The 13,749-nt window shown below is 40.9% G+C and carries 16 protein-coding genes; 9 read left to right on the plus strand and 7 right to left on the minus strand.

Annotated elements, in window-relative coordinates; genetic code table 11:
- Window positions 1–16: 16 nt before the first annotated feature.
- Together PNIG_RS16610 and PNIG_RS16615 are read right to left on the minus strand one after the other, a co-directional pair.
- Window positions 17–892: a copper resistance protein B gene (locus tag PNIG_RS16610; RefSeq protein ID WP_089369001.1), complete on the minus strand. Its 876-nt coding sequence runs from the start codon at window positions 890–892 to the stop codon at window positions 17–19.
- On the minus strand, window positions 889–2,727 hold the full coding sequence (locus PNIG_RS16615; protein WP_089369002.1) for a copper resistance system multicopper oxidase: 1,839 nt from the start codon (window positions 2,725–2,727) through the stop codon (window positions 889–891). Before PNIG_RS16615 ends, PNIG_RS16610 begins: the two co-directional genes overlap by 4 nt.
- Window positions 2,728–2,901: 174 nt before the next feature.
- On the opposite strand from PNIG_RS16615, the gene PNIG_RS16620 reads away from it, so the two are divergent.
- Together PNIG_RS16620 and PNIG_RS16625 are read left to right on the plus strand one after the other, a co-directional pair.
- A complete protein-coding gene (locus PNIG_RS16620; protein ID WP_011329655.1) occupies window positions 2,902–3,588 on the plus strand; it encodes a heavy metal response regulator transcription factor in 687 nt (228 codons plus the stop codon).
- Window positions 3,575–4,972 carry a heavy metal sensor histidine kinase gene (locus PNIG_RS16625; RefSeq protein ID WP_089369003.1) on the plus strand — a complete coding sequence of 466 codons (1,398 nt, stop codon included), beginning with the start codon at window positions 3,575–3,577 and terminating at the stop codon, window positions 4,970–4,972. Before PNIG_RS16620 ends, PNIG_RS16625 begins: the two co-directional genes overlap by 14 nt.
- A 186-nt stretch (window positions 4,973–5,158) precedes the next feature.
- On the opposite strand, the gene PNIG_RS16635 is transcribed toward PNIG_RS16625, so the two are convergent.
- The 4 genes from PNIG_RS16635 to PNIG_RS20325 form a co-directional block, all read right to left on the minus strand.
- Entirely contained in the window at window positions 5,159–6,070 is a 912-nt protein-coding gene (locus PNIG_RS16635) for a LysR family transcriptional regulator (RefSeq protein ID WP_011329657.1), read from the minus strand.
- Between the two features lie 274 nt (window positions 6,071–6,344).
- The gene (locus PNIG_RS20315) at window positions 6,345–6,611 is read right to left on the minus strand and encodes a LysR substrate-binding domain-containing protein (protein ID WP_307724753.1); all 267 of its coding nucleotides are present in this window, start codon (window positions 6,609–6,611) and stop codon (window positions 6,345–6,347) included.
- 36 nt (window positions 6,612–6,647) lie between these two features.
- Window positions 6,648–6,779: a hypothetical protein gene (locus PNIG_RS20320; RefSeq protein ID WP_307724752.1), complete on the minus strand. Its 132-nt coding sequence runs from the start codon at window positions 6,777–6,779 to the stop codon at window positions 6,648–6,650.
- An 8-nt stretch (window positions 6,780–6,787) separates the two neighbouring features.
- Window positions 6,788–7,243 carry a LysR family transcriptional regulator gene (locus tag PNIG_RS20325; protein WP_307724751.1) on the minus strand — a complete coding sequence of 152 codons (456 nt, stop codon included), beginning with the start codon at window positions 7,241–7,243 and terminating at the stop codon, window positions 6,788–6,790.
- 192 nt (window positions 7,244–7,435) lie between these two features.
- Between PNIG_RS20325 and PNIG_RS16645 the strand changes: the two genes are divergently transcribed.
- Window positions 7,436–7,867, plus strand: a complete 432-nt coding sequence (locus tag PNIG_RS16645; RefSeq protein WP_086996219.1) for a PACE efflux transporter — start codon at window positions 7,436–7,438, stop codon at window positions 7,865–7,867.
- Between the two features lie 348 nt (window positions 7,868–8,215).
- Here PNIG_RS16645 and PNIG_RS19970 read toward each other — a convergent pair whose 3' ends face one another.
- On the minus strand, window positions 8,216–8,356 hold the full coding sequence (locus PNIG_RS19970) for a hypothetical protein (protein WP_157696011.1): 141 nt from the start codon (window positions 8,354–8,356) through the stop codon (window positions 8,216–8,218).
- 209 nt (window positions 8,357–8,565) lie between these two features.
- Here PNIG_RS19970 and PNIG_RS16650 point away from each other — a divergent pair, with 209 nt between their 5' ends.
- The 6 genes from PNIG_RS16650 (at window position 8,566) to tnpC (ending at window position 13,537) form a co-directional block, all read left to right on the plus strand.
- On the plus strand, window positions 8,566–8,949 hold the full coding sequence (locus PNIG_RS16650; RefSeq protein WP_089369005.1) for an antitoxin Xre-like helix-turn-helix domain-containing protein: 384 nt from the start codon (window positions 8,566–8,568) through the stop codon (window positions 8,947–8,949).
- Window positions 8,950–9,333: 384 nt separating this feature from the next.
- Window positions 9,334–10,302, plus strand: a complete 969-nt coding sequence (locus PNIG_RS16655) for a calcium/sodium antiporter (protein ID WP_089369006.1) — start codon at window positions 9,334–9,336, stop codon at window positions 10,300–10,302.
- 112 nt (window positions 10,303–10,414) lie between these two features.
- On the plus strand, window positions 10,415–11,230 hold the full coding sequence (locus PNIG_RS16660) for a mechanosensitive ion channel family protein (RefSeq protein WP_089369007.1): 816 nt from the start codon (window positions 10,415–10,417) through the stop codon (window positions 11,228–11,230).
- 56 nt (window positions 11,231–11,286) lie between these two features.
- Window positions 11,287–11,628 carry a hypothetical protein gene (locus PNIG_RS16665; protein WP_008467385.1) on the plus strand — a complete coding sequence of 114 codons (342 nt, stop codon included), beginning with the start codon at window positions 11,287–11,289 and terminating at the stop codon, window positions 11,626–11,628.
- Window positions 11,625–11,975, plus strand: a complete 351-nt coding sequence (gene tnpB, locus PNIG_RS16670; protein ID WP_010554756.1) for an IS66 family insertion sequence element accessory protein TnpB — start codon at window positions 11,625–11,627, stop codon at window positions 11,973–11,975. The genes PNIG_RS16665 and tnpB overlap by 4 nt, the downstream gene beginning before the upstream one ends.
- Window positions 11,976–12,055: 80 nt before the next feature.
- Window positions 12,056–13,537, plus strand: a complete 1,482-nt coding sequence (gene tnpC, locus PNIG_RS16675) for an IS66 family transposase (RefSeq protein WP_008467384.1) — start codon at window positions 12,056–12,058, stop codon at window positions 13,535–13,537.
- Window positions 13,538–13,749: the final 212 nt, after the last annotated feature.

Raw genomic sequence — 13,749 nt, forward strand, 5'->3', positions numbered from 1 at the left:
CTCTTATTTTTAAATATTAAAACCAAAATTTTATACCGGCAACAAACTCAGTATCGTTGCTGCTCTGCTCGTTTAGCTTGGCGTAATCTGCTGTGCTACCAAATTTATTAGTCCACTCTACACCTACATAAGGTGCAAATTGGCGAGTAAATTCATAACGAACCCTAACGCCAATAGCAGTACTAGATAGCCCACTGCCTAGCTCATTTTGTTCATCGTCTTTACCATAAAATGTTATTTCAGCACGAGGCTGTATAATGAGCCTTTGTGTTAAAAGCAGCTCATATTCAGCTTCTGCTGTAAATGCTGTATTGCCGCTCTCACCTACATACGCTGTCATATCAAGCTCAAACCAATAAGGTGCTAAGCCTTGAATACCAAACGCTAACCATTGACGGTTTTTGCCTTCTTTATAATAATCGTAGCGAATACCGACTTGCGTATCCCAATAAGCCGAAATTGCATGACCCCATAAAATATCAGTTTGATTTTCTTCAAGCTTGCCATAACTAACATCGCCCTCGGTTTTTATCACTAATCGATTAAAGGTGGTGCCGTACCAAGCTTGTAAATCGAAAACAGCAGCATCGGCTTGTTCGTTATACTCAAGACGATCACCTAAAATAGCGTAAAACTTATGCTCATCCGCAAGGGTTAAGCGCTCGCCATCTGCTAAAGCATATGGCCCTTGCGTTAAGGTTGTGCCATTAGCATAAGCGTGTGGATCGCGAGCATTTTTAGGGGCATCGCCGCCTTGCGGCTGCATTTTATCGCCCGCCATATCGCCAGACATGTCACCCATTTCAGTTTGAGCAAACACATGCAGGCTCAATAACGGTGCGCTAATTAATAGTGCACTAGTAAGTACTGTTGATAAGGTTAAATTTCTCATGATACAACCACCTCTCTAAACATACCTGCATCCATATGAAACAGTAAATGACAATGCCAAGCCCAACGACCAACATCATGTGGCGTAGTTAAAAAGCTAATTCTTTGGGCGGGCTGTACCATTATGGTGTGGCGGCGAACTAACACATCACCTTGATCGTTCTCCAAGTCGCTCCACATACCATGTAAATGCATAGGGTGTGTCATCATGGTATCGTTTTGTAAAATAACTCGTACCCGCTGATTATGCTTCATATGCACAGGGGTACTTTTACCAAACTCTAAGCCATCAAAAGACCAGCTGTAGCGTTCCATGTTGCCGGTTAAATGCAGCTCAATTTCGGCTTCGGGTGCTTGGTGGTCAACTATGCCATCAAGAGAGCGTAAATCTGCAAGTGTTAAAACTCGACGGCCGTTATTGCGCAGCCCAATACCAGGATCGTCTAAATTTGTGCGTGGCGTATCAACGCGCATATCAACTGAGGCGCCATATTCTGTTTTAGCGTGGCGAACTTTCTGACTTGGAACAGCCAGTGGGTTTTTACCCATATTATGCTTACTATGGTCCATTGCCATTGCACCGTGGTCCATTGTGCTATGATCCATTGCCCCCTGATCCATACTGGTTTTGTCCATGCTAGCGTGGCCCATAGCGCTGTGATCCATTCCAGGCATAGCAGAGTGATCCATATTGCCCATCATATCCCGCATTGCTAACCACTCAACTGGGTCAAGTGCAGGCACTGGCGCATCAATATTAGCAGCGACAGACAAAGTCCCTTTGGCATAACCTGAGCGGTCCATGCTTTGTGCAAAAATTGTGTATGCGTCATTTTTAGGCTCAACAACCACATCGTAGGTTTCACCTGGACCAAAGCGAAACTCATCTACGGTAACGGGTTCAACATTTTGTCCATCTGCTTGTACCACAGTTAATTTTAACTCTGGGATACGTACATCAAAAAAGGTGTTACTTGAGCCATTAATAAATCTTAAACGTACTTTTTCACCCGCTTTAAACAGCCCACGCCAATTAGCCATTGGCGCAGTACCATTCATTAAATAGGTCATTGCCGAAGCCGATAAATCAGCTAAATCGGTTGGACTCATTCGCATCTGGTTCCACATTTCACGTCGTTGAAGTGCATTAGCAACGCCGCTTGTTGCTATGTCATCAAAAAACTCAGGTACAGTGGGCTGATTAAAGTTAAACACATCCCCCTGAATTTTTAATTTACGGAATAACTCCATAGGATCATCATCAGTCCAATCAGAGAGTTGAATAATATGTTCATTATCTGCGCTGATAACATCTTGCTCACGAGGCTCAATAATTAACGCCCCATACATACCGGTCATTTCTTGAAAGCCACTGTGTGAGTGATACCAATAAGTACCGCTTTGTTGTAACTTAAATTTATAAACAAACGTTTCGCCAGGCATAATGCCTTTAAAGCTAATGCCCGGTACACCATCCATTTGATACGGTAAAATAATTCCGTGCCAGTGAATAGAGCTAGGTACCGCTAAATTGTTGGTAACGCGAATGGTCACATCGTCACCTTCTTTAAGGCGTAATGTTGGCGCGGGAATAGAGCCATTAATGGTGGTTGCCATACGCACTACACCGGTAAAGTTTACTGGGGACTCATCAATAACCAGGTCAATAACTTTACCGCTCAACTCAGGCACAGTACCTGTTAATGTTGAAGCCGCTAAAGATGATGCTGCATGTAAAACAGTTGGAAAAGCTGCCAGCACACCGCCTACAATTAATCCTTGAACAAAACGCCTACGTGGCTTTGAAATGTGCTGTAATGACTCTTTAAAACCCATTTTATTACACCTGAATAGCAAAATATGCATTGAGTATAATATTTAAACCTGACATCGACATGACGCGAACATTACAAAGTTGTAATCTTAATGTCATGTTGCTGTTGTAGCGCATATGGCATAGTGCTGTTTAAGTGATAACTAAAATTATAATAAAAGTAACAAAGGAATTATATGCGCATACTAATCGTTGAAGACGAGATTAAAACCGGTGATTACTTAAAACAGGGCTTAACCGAAGCCGGCTTTCAGGTTTGTTTGGCGCGCAATGGCCTTGACGGTCACCATTTAGCAATGACCGAATTATTTGATGTGATTATATTAGATATAATGTTGCCCGATGTATCTGGCTGGCGAATTTTAGAGTCGGTACGAGAAGCCAAAAACGACACGCCAGTATTATTTTTATCGGCTCGCGATAGTGTTGATGACAGAGTAAAAGGGCTTGAACTTGGCGCAGATGATTACTTAATAAAACCGTTTGCTTTTTCAGAAGTACTTGCCCGCGTACGTACGCTTATTCGCCGTGGTGGCGTGCAAAAAGTGGCCGACATACTCACAATTGCAGACTTAGAAATGGATATACCAAAGCGTAAAATACAGCGAGCAGGCAAGCGTATTTTGCTCAGTAATAAAGAGTTTAGCTTATTAGAGCTACTACTGCGCCGAGAAGGCGAAGTGCTATCTCGCTCACTTATAGCGTCGCAAGTATGGGATATGAACTTTGAAAGTGATACCAATGTAATAGATGTTGCGATTAGACGCCTGCGGGGCAAGGTTGACGATGAGTATAGTATTAAACTTATTCATACAGTGCGCGGTATGGGCTATAAATTAGAGGTCGAAAATGCCCAAAATTAACGCTCGACCAATGTCGTTGACCATGCGGGTGGTATTGTTTATTGCTGTTACTGTAATAGCCTGTTTAACCTTAGTAGCGTCATTAATTAACTCCTCCATTGAGCATCACTTTATTGAGCAAGACAGTGGCGAGTTAAAGGTTATTAGCCAGTCAGTTGCAGCTGTTTTAGCCCAGCAGCATAGCTCAAGTGAACCTTTAGGGCAGGCATTATCTAAAGCTGTGGCAGGACATCATGGTGTTTATTATCAAGTAAATAGCCAGCAAGGAGCCTTAATTTACCAAAGTTCAGGTCGCGATTTTACTAAGCAGATTATGAGTGCGCCATCGGCGCTTGGTTTTAATCGCGATAACATAGTGCATTGGCAAGCCAATGATCATACCTATCGCGCATTAGTTAGCGACTTTAACGTGCAGCAACAGCATTATAAAATTACCGCCGCCATTGATATGAGTTTTCATAAACATTTTTTGCGCCAATTTAAACAAAGCCTATGGGTGATTATGTTTGGCTCAGCTGTGCTCATTTTACTCGTTGCTTGGTTTGCGGTACATCAGGGGTTAAATCCACTGCGTGGCTTAAGCAAAAAAATATATGACATTCAAACCCATAAAATGGATGTTAGGTTAGATGAAAGTAAAGTGCCAATTGAGCTGGTGAATATGGTGCATTCATTTAATGCCATGCTGGATAGATTACAAGATGAGTTTATGCGTTTATCAAATTTTTCTACCGATATAGCCCACGAACTGCGTACCCCGCTTACTAATATTATTACTCAAACACAAGTTGGCTTAACAAAACAGCGCGACCTTGTGCAATACCAAGAACTGTTGTTTTCAAACCTTGAAGAACTAGAGCGACTAACAAAAATGGTGAGTGATATGCTGTGGTTGGCAAAAACTCAAAATGGACTGATAAAAGCACAACAACAAGTATTACAAAGTGATGAAGAAATAGACGCGTTACTAGAATACTTTGATGCGGTAGCAGAAGATGCCAATATTACCTTTATTAAACAAGGTAGTAATGTTGAGTTTTATTGTGAACAATTACACTTTAGGCAGTTGTTATCTAATTTATTATCAAATGCGATTAGGTATACCCCAGCAGGCGAATCGATAACTATTAGTAGTGAGCGCACTGGAAATGATCAAGTGTGTATTGCGGTTACCAACCCAGGCGAAAAAATAGCAGCAGAGCATTTACCCTATTTATTTGACCGATTTTATCGAGCCGATAAATCAAGGCAGCGACAAGGCAACGGCGCGGGTTTAGGACTTGCGATAGTAAAAGCGCTAGTTACAGCAAATGGGGGCAACATAGTGGTAACCTCAAACGCGAACACTCGCTTTAAGGTGTTTTTTAAACACGTTAAAAGTTAAGCTTAATCCTTTTATTAGCACAGTGCCTATAGCGTAAAATGCAGTGTTAATTTGTGGCTTTTGTGCAAACTGTAATGGGGGTTTACAGTTTGCATAAGCAAAAAACGAAAGTAACCTGCGGTTGGTTTTGTTTAACAAGCCACACAGTTGTAAATTAATCAGCCTAGGGAATCTGTTACTTTGTGTTTATTGTTCATTTTCTGTCTTTATTTTTTGCACTAAAAAGTCTACTGCCGCTTTTACTTTAGGTACTAAGTAGCGCTGTTTTTGATACAGCAAATACACAGCCATATTAGCATTTTGAGTTATAGCTAACTCATGTTCAAAGTGAAGTTGTTGCAACTTACCTGAGTCAATATAAGGGGCTAACGCCCACCGAGTCGACATTAAAATACCTTCACCGTTGCACGCTTTTTTTGCTAGCCACGATCCGCTATTAGAAATAGCCACAGCAGGGCCAGATACATCATGCCATTGGCCGTCCATATTACATAACCAAGGCGTTGGCCCCGTTGGCGCTTTAAAATAAAGGCCATTATGCTGCTTTAGTTCCATCGCATTGTTAGGTGTTCCGTGTTTTTTTAAATAACAAGGTGATGCCACCGGAATAAAACCATTGTCCATTAACCTTATTGCTAGTACTCGCTCATTGGGTGCGTAACCACCGCGAATAGCAATATCAACATCGTCGCGTCCGAGTGTCGATAGCTGATCAGTTAAACTAACATCCAGCACTATTTCAGGGTATAAGGCGCTAAATTCATCTAGCAAAGGTAATAATATTTGCTCACCAAACCCCACCATAGAGCTAATACGTAAACGCCCCATTGGCGTTGTTTGATAACTGCGTACGGTTTCATTACTTTGTTCTAGTTGACTCAAAATTTGCTGTATATCGTTATAATAAATTTGCCCTACTTCTGTTAATTTAACGAGTCGGGTTGAGCGTTTTAACAGCGTAGCGCCTAAGCTTTTTTCTAAATCTGCAACGCGCCTTGATAACGACGACGGCGGCACGTTAAAAGTACTGGCTGCTTTGGTAAAGCTGCCAGTTTCGACTACTTTACTAAAATACCTAATTGCACGTAGTTGATCCAACGAGCTGCTCCATTTGTTGTTTTTAACTCAACTTTAAAATTGCCCTTGGGAATAACAAGGCTTTGAAAAGGACGTTGCTCATAAAAAGCTGAAATAAAATTAATATTTTACTAAACGCAGGAGTAAGGAAAGCATTAATCCCTGGTTTTTTAAATGCAAAATTTAAGCAGAAAAACGCCCTTAAATTATCATAAAGCAGGCTCTAAAATTTATGTATTTATGATAGATTAATTTGTTTAAAAGTGACAATTATTCTATCAAAACAATGGGTAGCTTATCTGATTTTCCAGCTGTTTTTACTAAAATGATACTGTTGAAGAGTGTCAATTAAACTCGTTAGTACAGGCCCCGATTGATGGCTTCGAGAAATTAAGCATCCTACAGGCGTTAACCACCCATTGTACTCATGGGTAACAGGCAATGCGACAATATGGCCTTGGTTTATCTGCTCTTTTACTGATAGCTCAGGTACGTTTGCCCACCCCATGCCCGCATGAACTAACTCAACCAGTGTTTGGTGAGTGTTGGCATACCACAACATAGAGCTAATACCGTAACTAAACCATAACTCTTTATGTTAAGCACTGCGATGTACACATTGTCTATAACGTTTTAAATCAGAGCCTTGCACTTTAGCTAGTTTGGCTAATTCGTGGGTCGATGATGCTACGGTTAAAAAGCGTGCTTGCCCTAGCAAGAAAAAATCCATATCCACCTTTAACTCACCGTCGGCATAAACAATACCGGCTTGCGCCCTACCCGAACGAGTTGTTCTACATCAAAGGTTGAGGTGGTGATGATATCAAAGTGAGTTATTGGGTATTTATCGGCAAGCGGCATGAGAATATTTAAAAAGTCTGGGCTCATTACACTCTCATCAACAGCAATAACCATTTCATGCTCATGCTCTTTTGCTAGCGATTCTATTGTTTGATCAAAATACTTTTGTTGATGCAAAATAGACTTTGCAATTGGCAGCAAGGTTTTGCCGTTATCAGTTAATACCGGAGTGTTTTTATCACGATTGAACAGCTCTTGATTAATGGCTATTTCAAGGTTTGCAATGGCTTGGCTTACCCCCGATTGAGCACGCTTTAATTTACGAGCAGCAGCTGAAAAAGATCCGGTGTCGCATACAGTGATAAATACTTTCAATTGCTCGAAGCTATACATGGTGTGTCTGAGAGTTACAGGTATTTGGCTCAGATTATCACTATTCGTGATAGCTGTTAACTTTATCTGTTTTGATTGACTGTCATAATCGCCGCTTAATAATTTCGTTATCCTTTTTTATCACCTTAGTGTTAATTGCTTTGTGTTAATCACTTAATTTTAAAGTAAGACCTTTATTGGAGAAATATAACAATGAGAGCTGTAGAGCGTGTGTTTCACTCTGTGTCATTTGAAGTAATAGCAGTAACTTTATCGATTGCCGGTTTAGCTGCTTTTACTGAGCACGATATCGCTGCATTATCAGGAACTATGATAGTTATTGCGAGTGTCGCCATGGTTTGGAATTATGCTTTTAATTGGGTTTTTGATCTTTATGTTAAAGGAGATAAAACTAAGCGTACTTTTTCAATGCGGCTATTTCACGTTATCTTATTTGAAGCGGGTTTACTGGTGTTAACTATTCCAATTATGGCTTATTTATTATCGGTGAGCTTATGGAATGCTTTTTTAATGGATTTAGGCGTGACTATTTTTATTACTATTTATGCTTTTTTATTTAACTTGAGTTACGACCATATTAGAGCCGCAGTAATTCAGCGCCGAGCTTGTAATAACCAAGTTTAGCCTGTTGGCATAACTTTGCTGAGTTCACCTGTTTTACTTAATTTAACGTAAATTATTACTGCAAATTTAATCTTGCTCGTAATACAGCCTGTTTGTTATCACGCCCTGTACCAGGAATAATATGGTGTGCCTCATGATATTTCGTCGGTTTTGGTTCACCAACAGCAAAAAGAAATCGGGCTTAATTATTGGTGGTATTGGTTGTATGATGAGTTTCTTCAAGTAATGCTTTACGTGTCGAATGGCTGCTAGTAACGCGATACGACTCAAGAGCAGACTGAGCAATCGAAACAGATTCAATCCTCTTTTTTTCTATTTGTAAATGGTCATAATCTAAAGCTAGCTTTTTTAATTTTTCGGCGCTTGGATTTTTTTGATGCTTTCATCGTGATAACTTTTAGCTTTGAGTTCAAAGTTATAAATTGCCATATCTAGCGGAGTTGGATTTGCAGCCCTATCTGGTTTTGGGTATTCCCTTAATGTAGTCATTACTTAATATATTCCTTTATTAATGTGACCCCAAATTAGTGCATACTCATGACAAATGCAAGAAATTCGGCTTTAAAGCATCTGTTGCCGTTACTTATTATTATACTTTATAAGCCATACTACACGGTTAGGGTTATGAAAGATTTCAACCTTACAACTATCCTTTATTGAAATATTTTGGCGTATCGGCTCACAAAAGGAGATTACGTATGCACACAGATAGTGATTCAATATCATTCACCAGTACAGGCTTTAAAACAGCATGCAACATTTTATCATTGTGGGAATGCAGTTCTGAGCAAGCTCAACGTATACTTAAGCTCTCAAAAACTTCCTATCATAAATTTAACGCTGCTCCTGAGACTGTGAAGCTCAACAACGAGCAATTAGAACGTATAAGTTGTCTACTCAATATTCACCACGCATTACGTTGCATGTTTAGCAACCCCGAAAATGTCAGGAAGTTTATGAAAATGAAAAACCATAATGACTTTTTTGCAGGTCGTTCGCCACTAGAAGTGATTGAGCATGGAGAATTCCTAGAACTTAACGAAGTAGCGAAGCGTATTGATGCATTGCAAAATAACTTATGATTTAAATGCTTTCAAATCGCCGCCGAAAGCAAGCTAGTTGAGTAGAAATATTACGAAACTAATTTAACTTTATGCTAGATTTTTAGGGTTTTATATATTACTTTGAACTGAACTTAGGGGAGTAGTCTCTTGCGTATGCAGGGAAACAGTCAACAATCTCCGAGCACTCAATGCTCGTGGCTGTTTCAAGCTTAATTAGCTTTGACAAGACTTAAGGTAAATAATCATATCGGGCAGATGTGGTTTCTTACCTTTTGTAAAATTCTGCCCTACGAGAGCCAAAATGTTGCACGTCTTATCTAACTTTACAAACTACACTGAACACAATCGACTATTCATTAGTTCAAACACCAGATACTTTCTTGAGTCAGAGGGAGCAGCGCTATGCTATTAGCATCTCTCGCAATTATCACAGGCTTTGCACTATTAGTATGGAGTGCTGATCGCTTTGTTGAAGGCGCTGCTGCTACAGCCCGTCATGTTGGTCTATCATCAATTTTAATTGGCATGGTAGTTGTGGGGTTCGGTACATCTGCACCTGAAATGGTTGTTTCAGCCATGGCTGCAAGTGATGGGAACCCCGAACTAGCCTTGGGGAACGCACTCGGTTCAAATATTGTCAATATAAGTTTAATACTGGGTGTTACCGCTCTCATTGCCCCCATTGTAGTTCAATCAAATATAGTAAAAAAAGAACTACCAATATTGGTCTCTACAGTGCTCCTGTGTGGTTATTTACTGTATGACGGAGCATTAACTTTCGTTGATGCCTTGCTACTTTTAGGTAGCTTGCTGCTTTTTCTTATTTGGTCTGTGCATTCAGGTAGAAACAGTTCGGCAGATACATTAGAAAAAGAATTTGATGATGAATTAAAAAGCCATTCTATGCCAATTTCAAAAGCAATTTTCTGGCTATTTGTAGGCTTAACACTGCTAATTATTAGTTCACGCATATTGGTTTGGGGTGCTGTTGAAATAGCAACTTCTCTGGGGGTCAGCGATTTAATTATTGGTTTAACGATTGTGGCATTAGGAACCTCTCTGCCAGAGCTGGCAGCGTGTATTTTGGCGGCTAAAAAAGGTGAGCACGACATTGCTATCGGTAATGTTGTTGGTTCTAATATTTTCAATATTCTGGCTGTTATTGGTATAGCGGGTGTAATAGAGCCAATTAATCACATTTCCTCAGAGGTCTTTAAAAGAGATTGGGGAGTCATGCTTATACTTACCCTAATGTTATTGGTCATGGCTTATGGTTTTGGTCGCCAAGGGAAAATAAGCCGTCTAGAAGGTACGGTACTCTTTAGTGCTTATTTAGGCTATAACGCTTACCTGATTATGGGGATTATATAAAATACTTTAGTAGTGCCTTAGAAAATAATAAATACCCTATATACGGAGTCTGTAAGCACTTAATAAGGCTCCAATATATTCGATTTCGGAATCATCATTTTAAGGAAAAGCAATGCAAAGCATCATTACTTTTTTTTCTGAGCATCAATTGCAACTTATTGCGATAGCGAAGAATACAATACTTACTTTGTTCATTTTAATTGCCGCGAGTATCGGCTCAAAACTAATAAGGCGCGCAGTACGTAAAGGTGTCTATCGTTTAAGTAAGCAAGACGAAATAATCACTAAACTACTAACCACACTTTCTGGGTATATTATCTATCTTATTGCCCTCGTCATTATTCTTGACCTGTTTGGTGTCAATACAGCGAGCTTAGTTGCACTAGTGGGTGCTGCTGGTTTAGCGATTGGCTTAGCTTTAAAAGACACTTTAAGTAATGTTGCCGCAGGTGTAATGCTACTGTTCCTTAAACCGCTAAAAAAATCTGAGTTTGTAGAGGTATCAGGAAATTCAGGAAGCGTAACCGATTTAGGCTTATTTACGACAGAGCTAGAGACCGCAGATGGAATATTTATTTCTCTGCCCAATAGTACTGTTTGGGCGAGTGCAATAAAAAACTTCAGTCGAAATGCAAAACGAAGAATGGATATTACGATTGGTATTTCTTATGGTGATTCAATTGAAGACGGCTTAGCCGCATTAAGAGAATTAGCTGCGGAAGAATCTCGAATAATAACAACCCCAGAGCCACAATATCTTGTCCATACCCTAGCAGATAGCTCAGTAAACTTGCAGCTACGCGCGTGGGTCCCAACACCTGACTATTGGAATATTTACTGGAAAACACAGCGTAAAGTGAAAGAAAGAGTTGAAAGTAAAGGCATTACGATCCCATTCCCTCGTAAGCGTCTAGCGAACCACACCTAGCATCGATGTTCTGATTATCTAAAAATACCTGCTCAATGATAAATTCGGAGCAGGTGATGAAAACTTACAGAACAAGCGCACAGTGGCAGCAGCTTTTGCTGAAACGCAGTACGTTTAGTGGTACTAATATTGAATTCTGCCAACACCATAATGTCGCTATTACGACTTATTATAAACAACGTGCTTTACTGGCAAAAGACCAGCCTAATTCCACCTTGCCAGTGCACACGCAGTGCCTTACATCATCACGTTTTGTCCAGGTAAAACAAACTACTGAAGTCTGCGCGCAAACTCGTCAAAATACGCTGCAGTTTGATACGCTAACCGGCCAACTCACGTTTCCTATCGATTTAGCGACGGCCGATATCGTTGCCATTATTAAAGGGCTAACGGTATGAGGATGTTCGTTGATGTACCCACCGTCTATTTATGTGCCGATGCCGTTGATTTTCGAAAATCAATTAATGGTCTGGCGGCGTTGGTGGAAGCAGAGCTTGAACTACCCGTGCTCAGTGGTGCGCTATTTGTGTTTTGTAATAAAGGCCGTGACAAACTCAAACTGCTTTACTGGGATAACACCGGTTTTGCACTGTGGTATAAGCGATTAGATAAGCATAAGTTCAAATGGCCCAAACTCATGTCACCCACCATGACCTTAAGCGAGCAGCAATTACACTGGTTATTATCGGGTTATGATGTGATTGGACACAGTAAAATTGATGTCGCAGGTAAGCAAATGCTTTAATATTTGCGATCGATTGATGATCATCAAAGTGAGTTCAGTTAGCACTGCAAAGCCTTTGATGATGCCTTAAAATAGGCGTCATGAAAAATGAACTCGCCCTTAAACAGCGCATTGCTGAACTTGAAAAACTGTTAGCGCAGAAGGATGCCCAGATTGCGGCATTGGAAGAGCGCTGGAGCTTGGCCCAACAAAAACAATTCGGCAAAAGTGCTGAAGGCTTTGCCGGGCAAGGCGAGTTATTCAATGAAGTGGAAGAAATTGTTGAGGAAGTTGAGGCAGAGCAACAATCCATTAGCTATACCCGTAAAAAGCCGGTGCGTAAGCCACTGCCAAAAGACTTACCTCGTGAGCAAGTTATTCACGACATCATCGACAAAACCTGTGATTGCTGTGGCGGTGAGCTACATAGAATGGGTGAAGATAAGTCAGAAAAGCTTGAGTTCATACCCGCTAAAATCAAAGTGATTGAGCATATTAGGCCTAAATACGCCTGCCGTCACTGTGATAAATCCTCAACTCAGACACAGATTAAACAAGCCTCAATGCCTGCCATGCCCATCAACAAAGGCATTGCAACCAGCAGTTTGCTCAGTCAGCTTATCACCAGTAAATACCAATACGGGTTACCGCTGTATCGCCAGGAAGCGATGTTTAAGCAATACGGTATTGAACTCAGTCGACAGACCATGAGCAGCTGGATAGACAAATCAGCCACACTCTTCGCGCCATTAGTTGAACGGCTTAAAGCCGAGCTGTTAAGGCAACCCACGCTGTTTGCCGATGAAACGCCATTAAAGGTGGTGAAATCGGACAAAGTAAACAGTTACATGTGGGTGTATTGCTCGGGTCGAGATTCACCAGACCCGAATAATCCTATCCCTAATATCGTACTTTACGACTTCCACAATAGTCGCGCGGCCGCCTGCGTGGTCAATTATCTTGATGGATATCAAGGGTACTTGCACGTGGATGGCTATCAAGCCTATGCCAGAACAGAGGCAACCTTAATCGGCTGCTGGGCGCATGCTCGTCGTAAATTTATCGACGCGAAAAAGCTACAAGGTAAAAACAAAACCGGCAAAGTGGATGTGGTATTGAGCCTTATCCAAAAACTGTACGGCGTTGAGTCACGCATCAAAGATAAAAGTGTGGATGACAAATATACGGCAAGACAAGAGGTTAGCCTGCCTATTCTTAGCAAGCTAAAAATATGGCTTGAGCAGGATCAGCCAAATTTAGTGGGGAACAGCAAACTGATAGAGGCAGCTAATTACCTGGCAAATCAATGGCACAAGCTCATACGCTATGTTGATGATGGCCGACTTAGCATCGATAATAATAGAGCAGAACGCGCGGTAAAACCGTTTGTGATAGGCCGAAAGAATTGGTTATTTAGCCAAACGGCTAACGGTGCCCATGCTAGTGCCACCCTTTACAGCATTGTGGAAACCGCCAAGATAAATGGTCTAATCCCATTTAATTACATCTGTGCTTGCCTTGATGAACTGTGCCAGCCTGAGCCCGATATCGACAGCTTGTTACCCTGGAATTTTAAAACATAGGTGTAGTTCGCTAGACGCTCACATTCCCTCAACGAGATTTACATATTATTAGTTCAAATCAAAAAGAATAATAAGCAATTATGCACATCTGGTTGACTTGACCATAAATCAGCCAGATGGCGCAAAGAGCATAATTAGTCCAACTAATTAGGGAATTATCATTCGCCCCATATGTCGCTGTAAGCAAAGCGTGACAAGCACTGGATTGACAT

This window comes from Pseudoalteromonas nigrifaciens, assembly GCF_002221505.1.
GTDB lineage: Bacteria > Pseudomonadota > Gammaproteobacteria > Enterobacterales > Alteromonadaceae > Pseudoalteromonas > Pseudoalteromonas nigrifaciens.

Excerpts from the sequence above, each read along its gene's own strand:
- PNIG_RS16610 (WP_089369001.1), bottom strand. The coding sequence starts at position 892 with ATGAGAAATTTAACCTTATCAACAGTACTTACTAGTGCACTATTAATT.
- PNIG_RS16615 (WP_089369002.1), bottom strand. The coding sequence starts at position 2,727 with ATGGGTTTTAAAGAGTCATTACAGCACATTTCAAAGCCACGTAGGCGT.
- PNIG_RS16620 (WP_011329655.1), top strand. The coding sequence starts at position 2,902 with ATGCGCATACTAATCGTTGAAGACGAGATTAAAACCGGTGATTACTTA.
- PNIG_RS16625 (WP_089369003.1), top strand. The coding sequence starts at position 3,575 with ATGCCCAAAATTAACGCTCGACCAATGTCGTTGACCATGCGGGTGGTA.
- PNIG_RS20315 (WP_307724753.1), bottom strand. The coding sequence starts at position 6,611 with ATGTTGTGGTATGCCAACACTCACCAAACACTGGTTGAGTTAGTTCAT.
- PNIG_RS20320 (WP_307724752.1), bottom strand. The coding sequence starts at position 6,779 with ATGGATTTTTTCTTGCTAGGGCAAGCACGCTTTTTAACCGTAGCATCA.
- PNIG_RS20325 (WP_307724751.1), bottom strand. The coding sequence starts at position 7,243 with ATGTATAGCTTCGAGCAATTGAAAGTATTTATCACTGTATGCGACACC.
- PNIG_RS16645 (WP_086996219.1), top strand. The coding sequence starts at position 7,436 with ATGAGAGCTGTAGAGCGTGTGTTTCACTCTGTGTCATTTGAAGTAATA.
- PNIG_RS19970 (WP_157696011.1), bottom strand. The coding sequence starts at position 8,356 with ATGACTACATTAAGGGAATACCCAAAACCAGATAGGGCTGCAAATCCA.
- PNIG_RS16650 (WP_089369005.1), top strand. The coding sequence starts at position 8,566 with ATGCACACAGATAGTGATTCAATATCATTCACCAGTACAGGCTTTAAA.
- PNIG_RS16655 (WP_089369006.1), top strand. The coding sequence starts at position 9,334 with ATGCTATTAGCATCTCTCGCAATTATCACAGGCTTTGCACTATTAGTA.
- PNIG_RS16660 (WP_089369007.1), top strand. The coding sequence starts at position 10,415 with ATGCAAAGCATCATTACTTTTTTTTCTGAGCATCAATTGCAACTTATT.
- PNIG_RS16665 (WP_008467385.1), top strand. The coding sequence starts at position 11,287 with ATGAAAACTTACAGAACAAGCGCACAGTGGCAGCAGCTTTTGCTGAAA.
- tnpB (WP_010554756.1), top strand. The coding sequence starts at position 11,625 with ATGAGGATGTTCGTTGATGTACCCACCGTCTATTTATGTGCCGATGCC.
- tnpC (WP_008467384.1), top strand. The coding sequence starts at position 12,056 with ATGAAAAATGAACTCGCCCTTAAACAGCGCATTGCTGAACTTGAAAAA.